Annotated in this window: 14 protein-coding genes; 9 read left to right on the top strand and 5 right to left on the bottom strand. The window is 51.8% G+C overall.

What is annotated here, in order from left to right; translation table 11 throughout:
• The first annotated feature begins 86 nt into the window (after positions 1 to 86).
• From yrbN to cptA, 3 genes are all read left to right on the top strand, one after another.
• The gene (gene yrbN, locus A0G03_RS22090) at positions 87 to 164 is read left to right on the top strand and encodes a protein YrbN (RefSeq protein WP_101749494.1); all 78 of its coding nucleotides are present in this window, start codon (positions 87 to 89) and stop codon (positions 162 to 164) included.
• Positions 157 to 2,064 carry a DEAD/DEAH family ATP-dependent RNA helicase gene (locus A0G03_RS06120; protein WP_048258720.1) on the top strand — a complete coding sequence of 636 codons (1,908 nt, stop codon included), beginning with the start codon at positions 157 to 159 and terminating at the stop codon, positions 2,062 to 2,064. The genes yrbN and A0G03_RS06120 overlap by 8 nt, the downstream gene beginning before the upstream one ends.
• A gap of 286 nt (positions 2,065 to 2,350) precedes the next feature.
• A complete protein-coding gene (gene cptA, locus A0G03_RS06115; RefSeq protein WP_048258721.1) occupies positions 2,351 to 4,069 on the top strand; it encodes a phosphoethanolamine transferase CptA in 1,719 nt (572 codons plus the stop codon).
• A 78-nt stretch (positions 4,070 to 4,147) separates the two neighbouring features.
• Here the strand turns inward: cptA and A0G03_RS06110 are convergent, their stop codons facing one another.
• The 3 genes from A0G03_RS06110 to ubiU all read right to left on the bottom strand — a co-directional run bounded on the left by A0G03_RS06110 (position 4,148) and on the right by ubiU (position 7,207).
• Positions 4,148 to 5,155 (bottom strand): luciferase-like monooxygenase, encoded by a 1,008-nt coding sequence (locus tag A0G03_RS06110; protein ID WP_048258722.1) that lies wholly within the window; start codon positions 5,153 to 5,155, stop codon positions 4,148 to 4,150.
• A gap of 166 nt (positions 5,156 to 5,321) precedes the next feature.
• Entirely contained in the window at positions 5,322 to 6,200 is an 879-nt protein-coding gene (locus tag A0G03_RS06105) for a U32 family peptidase (RefSeq protein ID WP_048258723.1), read from the bottom strand.
• 11 nt (positions 6,201 to 6,211) lie between these two features.
• Positions 6,212 to 7,207 carry a ubiquinone anaerobic biosynthesis protein UbiU gene (gene ubiU / locus A0G03_RS06100; protein ID WP_048258724.1) on the bottom strand — a complete coding sequence of 332 codons (996 nt, stop codon included), beginning with the start codon at positions 7,205 to 7,207 and terminating at the stop codon, positions 6,212 to 6,214.
• A gap of 354 nt (positions 7,208 to 7,561) precedes the next feature.
• On the opposite strand from ubiU, the gene ubiT reads away from it, so the two are divergent.
• The gene (gene ubiT / locus A0G03_RS06095) at positions 7,562 to 8,086 is read left to right on the top strand and encodes a ubiquinone anaerobic biosynthesis accessory factor UbiT (RefSeq protein WP_048258725.1); all 525 of its coding nucleotides are present in this window, start codon (positions 7,562 to 7,564) and stop codon (positions 8,084 to 8,086) included.
• Positions 8,080 to 8,622, top strand: coding sequence for a GNAT family N-acetyltransferase (locus tag A0G03_RS06090; RefSeq protein WP_048258726.1), 543 nt, complete (start codon positions 8,080 to 8,082; stop codon positions 8,620 to 8,622). Before ubiT ends, A0G03_RS06090 begins: the two co-directional genes overlap by 7 nt.
• Here A0G03_RS06090 and A0G03_RS06085 read toward each other — a convergent pair.
• Entirely contained in the window at positions 8,606 to 8,917 is a 312-nt protein-coding gene (locus A0G03_RS06085) for a GIY-YIG nuclease family protein (protein WP_048258727.1), read from the bottom strand. The two genes, A0G03_RS06090 and A0G03_RS06085, sit on opposite strands and share 17 nt — an antisense overlap.
• A gap of 919 nt (positions 8,918 to 9,836) precedes the next feature.
• Between A0G03_RS06085 and deoC the strand changes: the two genes are divergently transcribed.
• The 4 genes from deoC to deoD all read left to right on the top strand — a co-directional run bounded on the left by deoC (position 9,837) and on the right by deoD (position 14,151).
• Positions 9,837 to 10,616: a deoxyribose-phosphate aldolase gene (gene deoC / locus A0G03_RS06075; protein WP_048258728.1), complete on the top strand. Its 780-nt coding sequence runs from the start codon at positions 9,837 to 9,839 to the stop codon at positions 10,614 to 10,616.
• 129 nt (positions 10,617 to 10,745) lie between these two features.
• Positions 10,746 to 12,074, top strand: coding sequence for a thymidine phosphorylase (gene deoA, locus A0G03_RS06070; RefSeq protein ID WP_048258729.1), 1,329 nt, complete (start codon positions 10,746 to 10,748; stop codon positions 12,072 to 12,074).
• Between the two features lie 89 nt (positions 12,075 to 12,163).
• Positions 12,164 to 13,387: a phosphopentomutase gene (deoB, locus tag A0G03_RS06065; protein WP_048258730.1), complete on the top strand. Its 1,224-nt coding sequence runs from the start codon at positions 12,164 to 12,166 to the stop codon at positions 13,385 to 13,387.
• A 44-nt stretch (positions 13,388 to 13,431) separates the two neighbouring features.
• The gene (gene deoD, locus A0G03_RS06060) at positions 13,432 to 14,151 is read left to right on the top strand and encodes a purine-nucleoside phosphorylase (RefSeq protein ID WP_048258731.1); all 720 of its coding nucleotides are present in this window, start codon (positions 13,432 to 13,434) and stop codon (positions 14,149 to 14,151) included.
• A 53-nt stretch (positions 14,152 to 14,204) separates the two neighbouring features.
• Here deoD and A0G03_RS06055 read toward each other — a convergent pair whose 3' ends face one another.
• Positions 14,205 to 15,953 carry an ABC transporter ATP-binding protein/permease gene (locus A0G03_RS06055; protein WP_048258732.1) on the bottom strand — a complete coding sequence of 583 codons (1,749 nt, stop codon included), beginning with the start codon at positions 15,951 to 15,953 and terminating at the stop codon, positions 14,205 to 14,207.
• Positions 15,954 to 15,997: the final 44 nt, after the last annotated feature.

The raw sequence follows: 15,997 nt of genomic DNA, 5'->3' as shown, positions 1-15,997 counted from the left end.
CCTGAAAAAACTTCGGTTATCACCTTCACGGGTGAGGGCTTTTTTGTTCGCTTTTTAATCCAATTTGAGCCGGTTCACACTTTTCAATGAAAATGACTGAAAATTTTCACGACGAGTTATGTAGACTGGCCGCCATGTCTAATGAGGCACGTTTACATGACTGATTTACTTACTTCTTTTTCCGATTTGGGGCTGTCTGCTCCTATTATTAATGCCCTGACCGATCTGGGCTATGAAAAACCATCGCCGATTCAGGCTGAATGTATTCCTCACCTGCTGAACGGTCGTGATGTGCTGGGTATGGCACAGACCGGCAGTGGTAAAACTGCGGCTTTTGCTCTGCCATTACTCAATAATTTAAAACCTGAGTTAAAAGCACCGCAGATGCTGGTGTTGGCTCCAACCCGTGAGCTGGCTGTTCAGGTTGCTGAAGCCTGTAATGATTTTGCCAAGCATATGCATGGCGTTAATGTTGTTGCCTTGTACGGCGGTCAGCGTTATGACGTTCAACTGCGTGCTTTGCGTGGTGGAGCACAGATCGTTGTGGGTACTCCAGGTCGTCTGCTGGACCACCTGAAACGCGGTACGCTGGATCTGTCCAACCTGAGTGGTTTGGTACTGGATGAAGCTGATGAAATGCTGCGTATGGGCTTTATCGAAGATGTTGAAAACATCATGGCTCAGATCCCTGCTACGCATCAGACTGCGCTGTTCTCTGCAACTATGCCAGAAGCGATTCGCCGTATTACGCGTCGTTTCATGAAAGATCCACAGGAAGTTCGCATCCAATCAAGCGTGACTACGCGTCCAGACATCAGCCAGAGCTACTGGACGGTGCAGGGTATGCGTAAAAATGAAGCATTGGTACGCTTCCTGGAAGCTGAAGATTTTGATGCGGCGATTATTTTCGTTCGTACCAAGAACGCTACGCTGGAAGTGGCTGAAGCGTTGGAACGTAGCGGTTACAACAGTGCTGCGCTGAACGGCGACATGAACCAGGCGCTGCGTGAACAAACGCTGGAGCGTCTGAAAGACGGTCGTCTGGATATCCTGATTGCGACCGATGTTGCGGCGCGTGGTCTGGACGTTGAGCGTATCAGCCTGGTAGTAAACTACGATATCCCGATGGATTCCGAGTCTTACGTTCACCGTATTGGTCGTACCGGTCGTGCGGGTCGTGCTGGCCGTGCACTGCTGTTTGTCGAAAACCGCGAGCGTCGCCTGCTGCGTAACGTTGAACGCACAATGAAGCTGACCATTCCTGAAGTGGAATTGCCAAATGCAGAATTGCTGGGTCAACGCCGTCTGGCTAAATTCGCCGCTAAAGTACAGCAACAGCTGGAAAGCAGCGATCTGGACATGTATCGTGGACTGCTGACTAAGCTGCAACCGCAGGAAGAGCTGGATATCGAAACGCTGGCTGCTGCGCTGCTGAAAATGGCACAGGGCGAACGTCCTCTGATTCTGCCACCGGATCAGGCATTCCGTCCTCGCCGCGAATTCCGCGATCGTGATGACTCTCGTAGTGATTCACGTGGCGATCGTCGCCGTGAACCCCGCGATGCTCGCGATTCCCGTGAACCCCGTGACGGTGACCGTCCACAACGCCGTGAGCGTCGTGAATCTGGTGAGATGGAGTTGTATCGTATCGAAGTGGGTCGTGATGATGGCGTTGAAGTTCGCCACATTGTTGGTGCTATCGCCAACGAAGGGGATATCAGCAGCCGTTACATCGGTAACATCAAGCTGTTCGGGTCCCACTCAACGATCGAACTGCCGAAAGGCATGCCGGGCGATCTGTTATCACACTTTACCCGCACGCGTATTCTGAACAAACCAATGAATATGCAATTGCTGGGTGATGCAGTCGCACAGCCAGAACGTCGTGGTGGTGGTCGTCCTGCTGGTGCAGGTGGCGAGCGTCGTGATGGCGCAGCTCCACGTCGCTCTTTCGGCGGTGGTGAACGCCGTGAAGGTAACGGTAACGGCGGTGAGCGTCGTGAACGTTCTTTCAATCGCGATGCTGCACCGCGCGCTCCACGTCGTCGTCCTGCTGACGCGTAAGCACATTGTTACAACAAGAAATAGAATATCGTTGTTGAGATATGTAGCAACTTGACCTTTTCTGTTATAAAAGCGACCCATTAATGGGTCGCTTTTTTTTGGTGTAAAATATCTTTTTTCTTCTTAAGCCCATTATTAATGATACCTGCGTATTATTGATTAAATTTAATGAGGGAATGAAGTCGGTTTTGCTAAGCATGGATAATGATAATTCCTATATGGTGACGTCGCTGCTGAATTCTTCGAAACGTCTAATCAATATCTTTTTACTTAAGGGGTAATTTAAGTGATTGAATATTCAAGAAATAATAAATTTAGCTGGAGTGCGCTTGTTTTCTTACTGCTCTTTTTATGGTCTTTCTCTTGCGCGCTGCAATTATGGATTATATTAAGTGGACACAGTGGGACTACGGGGTTACGAGACTCTCTACTATATAGTCTACTTTGGTTGGTCCCTTTGCTTTTCTTTCCTCAGTATACGCGCAGGATTGCTGCTGTTTTAGGTATCGTGCTATGGGTTCCTTCCGCGATCGCTATCTGTTATTACTCAATCTATAAACAGGAATTTTCACAGAGTGTCCTGTTTGTTATTTTTGAATCTAACACAACAGAAGCCACTGAGTTCCTGAGTCAGTATTTCAGTTTAAAGATGATTGCTGTGTTAGTTGCTTATACGGCAATTGTTTTTCTACTGTGGAAAAAATTACGTCCTGTTTATGTCATTACCGCAGCCAAAACTGTGACATCTTTGCTGATTTTTTCAGTATTGTTTGCCGTACCTGTATATAAGAAATTATTTACTCAGAAGATATCTATCGAAGACACTGCGGGCTACATTGCAGGTCGCATGGCAACTACCGCCCCTTGGCAATTTCTATCCAGCTATATTGAGTACCAACAGCAGTTAGAAAGCATGACCGAGATGCTACAACAGAATGCAGCTCTCCCTCCGTTAGAGAATCTAAAAGACGTAAATGGTGATACACCACGCACCTTAGTACTGGTTATTGGTGAGTCAACCACGAGTAGCCGTATGAGCCTTTATGGTTATTCTCGCCCGACAACGCCTCGCTTGGATGCATTGCATAATACTGATCCGAATCTCATTGTGTTCAATGATGTCGTGACATCTCGGCCTTATACTATCGAAATCCTGCAACAGTCCCTGACCTTTGCGGACGAACAAAATCCGGATTTATATCTCAGTAAACCTTCAATGATGAATATGATGAAGCAAGCGGGATATAAAACATTTTGGATCACCAATCAGCAGACGATGACTAAGCGTAATACCATGTTAACGGTGTTTTCACAGCAAACGGACAAACAGTTTTATTTGAATAACCAACGCACACAAAGTGTAAGACAATATGACGATGTCGTATTATCTCCTTTTCAAGAAGTGCTTGCGGATCCTGCTTCGAAAAAATTTATTGTCGTTCATTTATTGGGAACACATATGAACTACAAATACCGTTACCCAGATGATTTTGACAAATTCAATGGCCGTGATGGTACGCCTACAGGTCTGACCGACAGTGAAGTCGAAGTATATAATCATTATGATAATGCAGAGTTATATAACGATTACATTGTCGATACACTGATTAAAACATTTGAAAAAAGTAAGCCTAATGGTTTTCTTGTCTATTTCTCCGATCATGGTGAAGACGTTTATGAAACACCGCCTCATAGTGTGTTAGGACGTAATGAAGCGGCACCGACACGTGCAATGTACACTATTCCATTTATGGTTTGGATGTCACCGGAATGGCGTAAAAGCCATACTACCGATTACTCTAAGTATGTTGATCGTAAGTACAGCAATGCGCACCTTATCCACACTTGGTCCGACTTGTCTGGGTTAAGCTACAATATCTTTGAGCCTGAAAAAAGTGTAGTAAGCCCAGATTTTAAAGAGGCGGAACGTTGGATTGGGAATCCTTATGATAAGAAAGGCTTGAGAACATTTGATAGCTTACCTGCGACCATCGATGGGAAATAAGCCATCATCCATAATTAGCTAATTTTTCTAAACACAACGTCCGGTGAAAGCCGGACGTTGTGTTTTTACAATGTTTCATTACAGCGTCTTCTGCACATCCATCGCGATTTCAAAAGATTGCAGTCGTGCCTGATGGTCAAAGATCTGGCCATTGATCATCACTTCATCTGCCTGTGTTTCACGTAAAAGACTCTGCAACCCATGACGGACTTTCGCACGATCGCCGACAATCGACAGCCGCAGTGCTTGCTCCGTGCCAAACTGTTCAGCAGGTGACCCGACTGTGTCGATGTTTTCTACCGGCGCGGGTAACGGGCCTGGCGTTCCACGGCGAAGGTTGATGAACTGTTGCTGCATCGAAGTGAAGAGGAAGCGCGCATCACGGTCACTATCGGCTGCAACCACATTGACGCACACCATCGCATAAGGTTTAGCGTGAGTGGCGGAAGGGATAAATTTTTCGCGGTAGAGGCGGAATGCTTCCAGCAACATATCGGGAGCGAAATGGGCAGCGAAGGCAAAAGGTAAACCCAGTCTTGCCGCTAGCTGCGCACTGTACAAGCTCGATCCCAATAGCCAGATCGGAACGTGTAGACCCTGTCCGGGGACGGCCTGTACTGCCTGACCTGGTTGTGCATCGGCGAAGTAGCGTTGCAGTTCCTGCACATCGCGTGGGAAATCGTCAATATCGGCATTAAGGTGACGGCGCAGTGCCATCATGGTGCGTTGATCGGTACCGGGAGCACGGCCTAATCCCAAATCAATACGGCCAGGATAAAGTGATTCCAGCGTACCGAACTGCTCGGCGATGACGAGCGGTGAGTGATTCGGCAACATCACACCGCCAGAGCCAAGACGGATGCGTTGCGTACCGGAGGCAAGATAGCCGAGAAGCACCGATGTTGCTGCACTGGCGATACCGGTCATGCTGTGGTGTTCCGCCAGCCAATAGCGGTGATAGCCCCATTTTTCTGTATGTTGCGCCAGATCCAGCGAGCGATGGAAAGCGTCACGTGCTGTCGCGCCTTGCGGAATCGGTGCAAGATCGAGGACGGAAAACACAGCGGATTGAGAAGGTGTGGACATAATATGGCTCACTTTGTTGTTCACTGACTCTACCTTGTCGGTAGATGCTAATGCCGTCAGTCAATGATGAAAGTCAGAACAGTATGATGGAATGTCGCGGTTATACGTAGTTCAAAGGTGCGCTTAGGAAGGAAAAGGGCGGTTGGCCGCCCTGATAGGATGTGAGTTATTGAACGAGTTCTAGGCCAGCGACGCGACGCCAGTAGCCGTTACAATCGGCCTGATTTTCCAGCGTTAATGGCATATTGCCTTGCTCGTTGGCGCGGAAGGTATCCAGCATGGCTGGAGTGGTGATGTCGTTTGGCGACAGACGAACAATATCGACCAGATCTCGCATTGACGTCAGCTCGTTGCCGAGGTTGTAGCAATAGCCGCTTTGCGTCTGGATGCCATTGAGGACAAAGACCTGCTGATTCTCCTGCGACAGCATTTTCCTGCCGTGCGGGTAGCTAAGGCAGCAGGTTTCGCATTCATCTTTCGGTCGATCTTCTGAACGAGCGGTGAAGCAACGTGCGGAATAGGCTAATGGCAAATGGCCATAGCTGAGCACTTCCACTTCAAACTGATGGCGAAAGCCAAGCTCTTCACATTGGTTCAGCAGGTTTTGCAGCCAGTCACGAGAAAGCTCGACCGGCATGCACCAGCGCACCATACCTTGTTTGTGCAGCACACGTAGCGTGTAGGCATTGTAGCAATTGAGCGCGTGTCCGGCGACAAACGGCAGATTACGTTCGGCTGCGATGTTGACTGCGCCCAGATCGTTCGCTTCTAGCAAGAACTCGCCATTTTCCACATAACGCCTTAACTCTGTGAGTTCAGACGGAGCCTGTAAGAGCGCTAGCGTAGAGATCACCACCTGCTTGCCGCTGTTGGCGACTTCACGGGCAACGTTGAACCAGTCCGCTACTTTCATCAGACGGCGCTTGCTGCACACCGTTTCGCCGAGATAAACGATATCGGCGCTGCTGTTCACCGCGGCTTGATAAAACGCCTCGACGTCTTCTTTCGGCCAATAGTAGAGGATATTGCCTAATGCGTATTTCATATGTTCTCCTGCTACTGCCATTTGCGGTGATACGCACCAAGCGTGGTCTGCGTGCCTTCTGCCACTGCGCCTAATGCATCCATCCAGGACTGAGTGGGTACGAATGTCTCAGGATTGGCGCGGCAGCGATCGATAGCCTGTCGCCACACTTGCGTAATCTGGCTGACGTAGGCTGGGCTGCGCTGGCGACCCTCTATCTTCACGGAGGCAATATTGGCAGCCATCAGCTCAGGCAGAAGCTCCAGCGTGTTAAGGCTGGTTGGCTCTTCCAGCGCATGGTAGCGCTGTCCATCGACCAAATAGCGGCCTTTACACAATGTAGGGTAACCGGCGTTTTCATCGTCCTGGTAGCGGTCGATCAGGATATTGTTCAAGCGCGACTCCATGCCGTTTTCCGTCTGCTGCCAGCGTACAAACCGCGCAGGCGAGCAGGCACCCACGGTATTCGGTGATTCACCGGTCAGATAAGAAGAAAGGTAGCAGCGTCCTTCCGCCATGATGCACAGGCTACCAAAGGCGAAAACTTCGAGCGGTACGGGGCTGGTGCGAGCGATTTGCTTCACCTGATGAATGGACAGCACGCGCGGTAGCACGATGCGTGAGACATCGAAATGACGATGATAGAAGCGGATCGCTTCGGTGTTTGTTGCGGAAGCCTGAACCGACACGTGACGTTCAATGTTGGGATAGCGCTCGGCGGCATATTCCAGCATGGCGAGATCGGCGAGGATCAGCACATCGGTACCGATCTGTGCGGCCATATCTACGGCGCGCTGCCAGCGTTGATAGCCATCCGGGTGAGCAAACGTATTGATGGCGATATGCAGTTTACGTCGGTGGCGGTGCACGTACTCATGTGCTTCCTGTAGTTTCTTATCAGTAAAGTTCAACCCGGCAAAATGACGTGCGTTGGTGTCATCTTTCAGGCCGATATAGACCGCATCTGCGCCATTATCGATGGCAGCTTTCAGTGCCGGCAGATTACCAGCGGGGCAAAGCAGTTCCATACACAATCCTTCATTAATCCCTTCGGGCCGTAGCGGGTCGGTGCGATCAATGATGTTCAGACTGATACTGTTTTTATGACGTGCGTTTTGTCAGCCACCCTTGCGGGTCGTCGTAAGCGATTATTTATCAGTCGATGAATGTTATTAACGATTGGGAATCTTAATTAACCCATCAGGTAAGGACTTTGATTTAAGGCAGTTTATGGTGCTAATCGTCGCGCAAGGACAAAATCTGTTGGGCATAATCGGATAAGCGACTAGATTATTGACATAGACCTCTGCCGCTTGCGGTGGATGTGGCAAAATGTTTGCAGATTATCTGAACAGTCAGATTGCTTTAAGAGGAGTACGCCAGTGTTGGAAAAACTACGAGCGCAGATTGTGCGTCAGGGGCCGAGCTTATTAGGTAAGCCACTCAAGTTCACCCCCTTTGCGCTACAGCGTCAGGTTTTGGAACAGATGTTGGGCTGGCAGTTCCGTCAGGCGCTGGAAGAGGGCGATCTGGCATTTCTCGAAAGCCGCTGGCTGAAAATTGAGGTGCGTGATGTCGGTTTGCAGTGGTTTATGACGCTGCGTGAAGGTCGTCTGGTGGTAAGCCACGATGAGACGCCGGATGTCAGCTTCAGTGCGGATGCAAACGATCTGATTTTGATCGCCGCGCGTAAAGAAGATCCCGACTCGCTGTTTTTCCAACGTCGTCTGCGCATTGAGGGCGATACCGAATTAGGTTTGTATGTGAAGAACCTGATGGATGCTATTGAACTGGAAGCTATGCCTGCGCCGCTGCGTATTGGTCTGCTGCAACTGGCGAACTTTGTTGAAGCTGGGTTACGGGAGGGCGTGGTGCAAGCAACGAATCACGCGCCAGTATCATGCTAGTTCGGGTGGAAATTCCCGTTGATGCCGCAGGGATCGACAGCTTATTGCGCCGTTCTTTCCCTACGGGTGCAGAAGCAGATCTGGTGCATCAACTGCGAGAAGATGGCTTATTGACGCTTGGCGTCGTAGCAACCGACGATGAAGGTGGCGTGGTGGGTTACGCCGCATTCAGCCCAGTGCTGATCGAAGGTGAGGATCGGCAGTGGGTGGCGCTTGCGCCGTTGGCGGTAGACGACAGTCTGCGCCGACAAGGCGTGGGGGAGAAGTTGGTCTACGAAGGGCTGGATGCGCTGAATGAATTTAGCTATACCGCCGTCGTCGTGCTGGGTGAGCCTGCCTACTATTCCCGCTTTGGTTTCGTTCCGGCGACAGAGCACCAGTTGCATTGTCGCTGGCCTGACAGCGAATCGACGTTTCAGGTCTACCCACTGGCGGACAATCAGGTTGCTGGTGAAGATTCGCCTGAAGGCGAAAGTGGATTTGAACATGTGACGGGGCTGGTTGAATATGCTGAGCCGTTTAACCGCTTTCTCTAGCCGATAGCGTATCAAGACAAATCGTCTGAGGCTGGTCTTGTACCAGCCTTTCTTTTTGGTTTTTGCTCAACTGCTTAATGCGGTATTCCAGCTTAAGTGCATTTGAACGATCGCCTGCCAGACAGTGAAACACCAGCGTCAACTCCCCTTTCCCCCGCAGTGCTTTTGCCCCTTTTCCTGCTTGATGTTGATTCATGCGACGGCTGACATCCGTCGTGATACCGGTGTACAGCGCCCCGGCGACCGTGCGCAGCATGTACAGATACCAGCGGGAGTGTTCAGCATGTTCAGTCATGGTTTTGTCTGCGGTTTCTCGGAAGCAGTCTTATTGGCAGTCAGTGTAGGGTGCTTATCTTGTTACGTGAAGTAGCACATCGCTGTTGTGAAACGGATTGCAACCTCCCGTAAGGAAATAATTTTCCTGCTCTGCCGCGGTTTCCCCCTGTACTTAGGGAGAAGCCGCTATGCTTATTCTATACCCGTCATACTTCAAGCTGCATGTGCGTTGGCTGCGTTACTTGGCACACTTACGTGTCCCTCGCCCCGCAGGGGCCGCTGCAAGCAGCGTTCAAACCTGCCTCTGGCAGATTTGTCAGTCACCCGAATCACTTACTTGAGTAAGCTCATCGGGACTCCTTCGCTTGCCGCGTTACGAGGCCATAAATGGGCCTCGCCCTAAAGGGTCAACGCTTTGCGTTGTTCAAAACGTTAACGTTTTGTCCTGAAACTTGAATTATTTAGGGTATATATATGACTTCAACCAGAAGCATTGGGCGATCTGCGACTGTGTGCTGCCGCCTCTTTATTCATTTATGAAGGGCGGAGCTGGTCGACAAGGCTATCAGCGCTATTCCCCAGCTCGGCCTTATTCTGGGCAGTATGTGTGATAAAAATCACATATAATCATTATCTATTGCATTTCTATTACATCAAGTGTGAATGAATGCACAAAATAGTCCGGCATGGCGTGTTCAAATATCTGATATGCCCACGTGTATAAAGCGTTTCTTTCGATATCGTTCTTTCGGTGTTGAAATAATCACAGGATGAAGGGTTGAGGAAGGTTGACTGCGGTGAGAAGGATCTCGGTGCCGCTACAGGTTGTTTCTCCTGAGCGCTATCTTCAAGGAACCAAGTCCGCTCGCCAAACGTGCTGGTTTTACACCAGTTAATGTTCAGAGCCGGTTAGACCGGCTGACGAGTTGGAGAGTTGTATGACCAAGCTGACCACGGCCGCGCAACGCGCGCTGGCGCTGATGGATTTAACCACGCTGAATGAGGATGATACGGATGAAAAAGTGACGGCACTCTGCCGTCAGGCAAACAGCCCGGCAGGAAAAACTGCTGCTATCTGTATCTATCCACGTTTTATCCCTCTGGCGAAAAAGATCCTGCGTGAGCAGGGTACGCTGGATATTCGCATTGCGACAGTGACCAACTTCCCGCACGGCAATGATGATATTGACATCGCTGTTGCAGAAACCAGAGCGGCGATAGCCTACGGTGCTGATGAGGTTGATGTCGTATTCCCTTACCGAGCACTGATAGCAGGCAATACGCAAATCGGTTTTGCGCTGGTGCAGGCATGCAAAGCCGTATGTCAGGATGCCCACGTGCTGCTGAAAGTGATCATCGAAACGGGTGAGCTGAAACAGGAGGCGCTGATACGTCAGGCGAGCGAGATTGCGATTGATGCAGGTGCCGATTTCATTAAAACCTCAACCGGTAAAGTACTGGTGAACGCGACGCCGGAAAGTGCAGCGATCATGCTGAAGACGATCCGCGATAAAGGCGTGGGCGAGCATGTCGGCTTTAAAGCTGCTGGCGGTGTGCGTAACGCGGAAGATGCCGCCATCTATCTGCAACTGGCGGACGATATCATGGGCGCTGAATGGGCGAATGCGCAGCATTTTCGCTTTGGCGCATCCAGTTTGCTGGCGAGCCTGCTGACAACGCTCGGGCACGCGACAGCGGCCCCACAGGGCAGCTACTAATCACGTGCATACGGCGCGCTATTTTATTCGTGACAACATGTTGTTGATGACCGCATTAGTTCACGACAGCAAATGCGCTCACAGCGATAGGCTGCTGAGCCATATCAGAATTCATCAGGAGTACAGACCTTGTTTCTGATTCAAGAAATTATTCGTAAGAAGCGTGATGGAAAAACTCTGAGCGAAGAGGAAATCCGCTTCTTTATCAACGGCGTTCGTGACAACACCGTTTCTGAAGGTCAGATCGCCGCTCTGGCGATGACCATTTACTTTCACGACATGTCGATGGATGAGCGTGTGGCGCTGACGTTGGCGATGCGTGACTCCGGTACGGTGCTGAACTGGAAGAGCCTGAACCTGAACGGCCCGCTGGTGGACAAACATTCTACCGGCGGTGTAGGGGATGTTACCTCGCTGATGCTGGGGCCGATGGTCGCCGCCTGTGGTGGCTACGTCCCGATGATCTCTGGGCGTGGGCTGGGGCATACTGGCGGCACGCTGGACAAGCTCGAATCGATTCCGGGACTGGATATTTTCCCGAACGATGAAAGTTTTCGCCGCATCATCCAGCAGGTTGGCGTCGCGATTATTGGGCAGACCTCATCGCTGGCTCCGGCGGATAAACGCTTTTACGCCACGCGTGATATTACCGCTACGGTTGATTCGATCCCGCTGATTACGGCATCGATTCTGGCGAAGAAGCTGGCTGAAGGGCTGGATGCGTTAGTGATGGACGTCAAAGTGGGGTCCGGGGCGTTTATGCCGACCTATGAACTGTCCGAACAGCTGGCGCAGGCGATTGTCGGCGTAGCAAATAACGCAGGATGCCGCACCAGCGCATTATTGACAGACATGAATCAGGTGCTGGCCTCCAGCGCGGGTAATGCGTTGGAAGTGCGGGAAGCCGTGCGTTTCCTGACGGGAGAGAGCCGCAATCCACGCCTGTATGATGTTACTATGGCGCTATGTGGCGAGATGCTTCTCGCGGGCGGGCTAGCAAGCTCGGCGGACGACGCGCATTCACGTTTGCAGGCCGTGTTGGATAACGGCAAAGCCGCCGACGTCTTTGGCCGCATGGTCGCCGCACAGCGTGGACCGGGCGATTTTGTCGAACACTACGATCGTTACCTGCCAGTAGCAACGTTAAGTAAGCCGGTGTTCGCGACGCGTGAAGGCATTGTTACCGCGATGGATACCCGTGCGCTGGGCATGGCAGTCGTGTCGCTGGGCGGCGGACGTCGTCAGGCCTCGGATACGATCGATTACAGTGTCGGTCTGGATAGCATGATTAGCCTGGGTGAACGCGTTGACGCACAGCGCCCGCTGGCGGTGATCCACGCCAATACGGAAGCGCAATGGCAGCAGGCGGCGAATGAAGTCCGGGCTGCGATCCAACTAGGCGACACGGCACCAGAAAAGACCCCGATGGTCTATCGTCGGGTGAGTGCGGAAGCGTGATTGCGTAAGGTTGGCGATAGATAACCTTGAATTGATTTTCCCCTGCCGATAGGCAGGGCGTGAGCGCATCGCTGCGCAGGAGAGAAAGAATGAAACGTGTACATATTATGATTCTCGACTCGTTCGGGATCGGCAGCAGTGCTGATGCAGAACGCTTTGGTGATGTCGGTTCGGATACGCTGGGCCATATTGCTCAGGCGTGTGCGGCGGGAACGGCGAATAAAGGGCGCAGCGGCTCGCTGCATTTGCCGAACCTGAGCCGTCTGGGTCTAGGTAAAGCCGCCGAAGCCTCAACGGGAACGTTCCCAGCAGGGCTGGATGAAAATGCAGAAATTATCGGTGCTTACGCGCACGCCAGCGAAATTTCCTCGGGTAAAGATACGCCGTCTGGCCACTGGGAAATTGCTGGCGTACCTGTCCTGTTCGACTGGGGCTATTTTAAAGATGAAGAAAACAGTTTTCCGCAGGAACTGCTGGATAAACTGGTAAAACGCGCCAATCTGCCGGGCTATCTGGGCAACTGCCACTCTTCCGGTACGGTGATCCTGGATCAATTGGCTGAAGAACACATGAAAACCGGCAAGCCGATTTTCTACACCTCCGCCGATTCGGTGTTCCAGATTGCCTGCCATGAAGAAACTTTCGGCTTGGATAAGCTGTACGAGCTGTGTGAAATCGCCCGCGAAGAGCTGACCGAAGGGGATTACAATATCGGGCGGGTGATCGCGCGTCCGTTTATCGGTGACAAACCCGGCAACTTCGAGCGTACTGGCAACCGTCACGATCTGGCGGTTGAACCGCCAGCGCCGACCATCCTGAAAAAGCTGGTGGATGAAAAAGGCGGTGAAGTGGTTTCTGTCGGTAAAATTGCGGATATCTACGCGCAGGTCGGTATCACGAAGAAAGTGAAGTCGACCGGCATTGATGCGCTGTTTGATGCCACGCTGAAAGAAATGGATAGCGCGGGCGACAATACTATCGTGTTTACCAACTTTGTTGATTTCGACTCCGCCTATGGCCACCGCCGCGATATTCCGGGCTATGCGGCCGCGCTGGAGCTGTTCGATCGCCGTTTACCTGAACTGATGTCCCGCGTGAAAGACGATGACATCTTGATTCTGACGGCCGACCACGGCTGTGACCCGAGCTGGCACGGCACCGATCATACCCGCGAGAACGTACCGGTGTTGATCTATGGACCAAAAGTGAAGCCGGGATCGTACGGTCACCGTGAAACCTTCGCCGATATCGGGCAGACGGTTGCAGCTTACTTTGGCCTGTCGCCTATGGACTACGGCAAATCGATACTGTAAAAACATCGTTTTTAGTGAAACTTGATTAATTAAGGAATAAACGCATGGCTACGCCACATATTAATGCAGAAATGGGTGATTTCGCTGACGTTGTACTGATGCCGGGCGACCCGCTACGCGCTAAGTTCATTGCAGAAACCTTTCTGGAAAATGCCCGCGAAGTGAACAACGTGCGTGGCATGCTGGGTTTCACCGGCACGTATAAAGGCCGTAAAATTTCGGTCATGGGTCACGGTATGGGCATCCCATCCTGCTCGATCTATGCGAAAGAACTGATCACTGAATTCGGCGTGAAGAAGATCATTCGTGTGGGTTCCTGCGGTGCGGTGCGTGAAGACGTCAAACTGCGCGACGTAGTGATCGGTATGGGCGCTTGTACGGATTCCAAAGTGAACCGTATGCGTTTCAAAGATCACGACTATGCAGCGATTGCCGATTTCGACATGGTGCGTAATGCCGTTGATGCGGCTAAAGCACGCGATGTTTCTGTGCGCGTAGGTAACATCTTCTCTGCCGATCTGTTCTACACGCCAGACCCGCAGATGTTCGACGTGATGGAAAAATACGGCATTCTGGGTGTGGAAATGGAAGCGGCCGGTATCTACGGTGTTGCGGCAGAGTTCGGTGCGAAAGCGCTGGCAATCTGTACCGTTTCTGACCACATTCGTACTGGTGCACAAACCACGTCAGAAGAGCGTCAAAACACGTTCAATGAGATGATCGAGATCGCGCTGGAATCCGTTCTGCTGGGCGATAACGAGTAACCTCATCACAGCCCGGACATCCGCTCCGGGCTGTGTTTTTCCTGTCTTCGTCTTCACATCCTTCCGTAAGAAACCTGCTGACCGTCCACCTCTGGTGACGTAATCGAACAATCGATAGCGTGGCTCCCTGATCCCTCTTTTTCCTCTGGCGCGAGTGGCGTTAATGGTATCTGATGCGTGAAACAAGCCAGCACGGCAGGCTGATGGCTGACGGCCAGAACGATGGTTTCTGGCAGCGTTATCCTGATGTGCTCTAACAGCTGAAGCGCCGCCGCATCATCGAGTTGACTAGTGGCTTCATCCAGACAAAGCAATGTCGGGCGCAACAGCAGCGCACGCGCCAGTGACAGACGTTGCTGTTCGCCGCCAGACAGCTCTCGGCTCCAGTTCGCTTTGTCATCCAAGCGCGGAATCAGTGAGGCGAGTCCGGTTTGTTCCAATACTGTGGAGAGTTGTGAGCGATCGGCTAGCTGCGCCTGCGGATAACACAATACCTGACGCAACGTATCCTGCGGCAAATAGACTTTTTGCGGCAAGAATAGTGCCCGACCCACCGGAAAGTGCCACTCTCCCTGCGATGCAGGCCACAGGCCCGCCAGCGCCCGCAGCAGGGTGGTTTTCCCACTGCCGCTAGCTGCGCTGAGTACCGCCCACTCGCCAGCCGGAAGCGTGAGCGTAAGCGGGGCGAAATACGGTGAACCATTCGGGCGTGCTACAGATAACGCGTTGATATGCAGAGCTTGCCCTTCATGGCGCGGCGCGTCTGGCGTCGGTAACTGCTGTAAACGGTGCTGGAATTCCCACAGCCGTTCAATTGTCGAAGACCACTGAACCAACTGACGATACGCATCGATAAACCAGCCAAAGGCATCCAATACATAGCCGAAGGCGGATCGCGCCTGCATAATCGCCCCGAGGCTAATCTGACGGGCGAGAAACAGCGGCAGGGTCGCGAAAACGGGGATAATCAGGCTGAAACGAAAATAGCTGGTGGTAAAGCTTTCTAATCGAAACTCCCTCGCCATTAAACGCTGCCAGTTTTGCACGATAGGCAGAAAGTGTTGCCGCATCCGCTGCTGTTCGGCGTCGCTGCCCTGATAAAACGCGATTTGCTCGCTGTTGTCCCGCACTCGCAGCAGCGTGGCACGGTAGTCGGCCTCTGTCCGCTGGCGCTCAATATTCAGCTTGTGCAGACGGTGCCCCAATAGGTGCGTCACGACGCTGGCTAATGAAGCGTAAGCTAGCGCGATCCACACCAGATAGCCGTGTATCGTGAGGGTGTAGCCGCCCAGCGTGAAGGTATGGACGCCGGAAAGCTGCCAGAGAATGACGATGAAGGAGAAGAATCGGGCAATGTTCTTTAGCAAAGAGAGCAGGAGTTCGAGGCTTTGTTCGATCAGCAGACGAATATCTTCCGCAATGCGCTGGTCTGGATTATCCAGCCCTGAATTGAGCTGGTAGTGGGCATGATTGCTCAGCCAATCCTGTTCATACTGACGCGTCATGGTATCGCGCCAGCGGATAATTAGCTGTTTCTTGAACCAGTTTCCGCAGATGATCACCAGCACGAATAGCAGCGTGTAGGCAAGATAGCGCATCGCCATATCGTAGATTGATGCATGCTGAAAATAGTCGGCCAGTGCGTCATAAAAATCCCGGCTCCAGTTATTGTACTGCACGCTGATCCACACGACTGACAGCGTCAGGCTCATAATCAACAGCAGTAGCAGCCAGAGTTGGGTTGCACGCGTGGTCAGCCAGAAAGGCGCGACCAGCGAATAAAAGCGTTTAAGCGTTTGCATAATGGATTGAGCGATAACCTGCCAGCAAAGGCTGGCAGGCGAGT

It is taken from the genome of Pectobacterium peruviense, assembly GCF_002847345.1.
Lineage (GTDB): Bacteria > Pseudomonadota > Gammaproteobacteria > Enterobacterales > Enterobacteriaceae > Pectobacterium > Pectobacterium peruviense.
The sequence above is the reverse complement of the archived record's forward strand: the minus strand, read 5'-3'. Positions and strand labels throughout refer to the sequence as shown.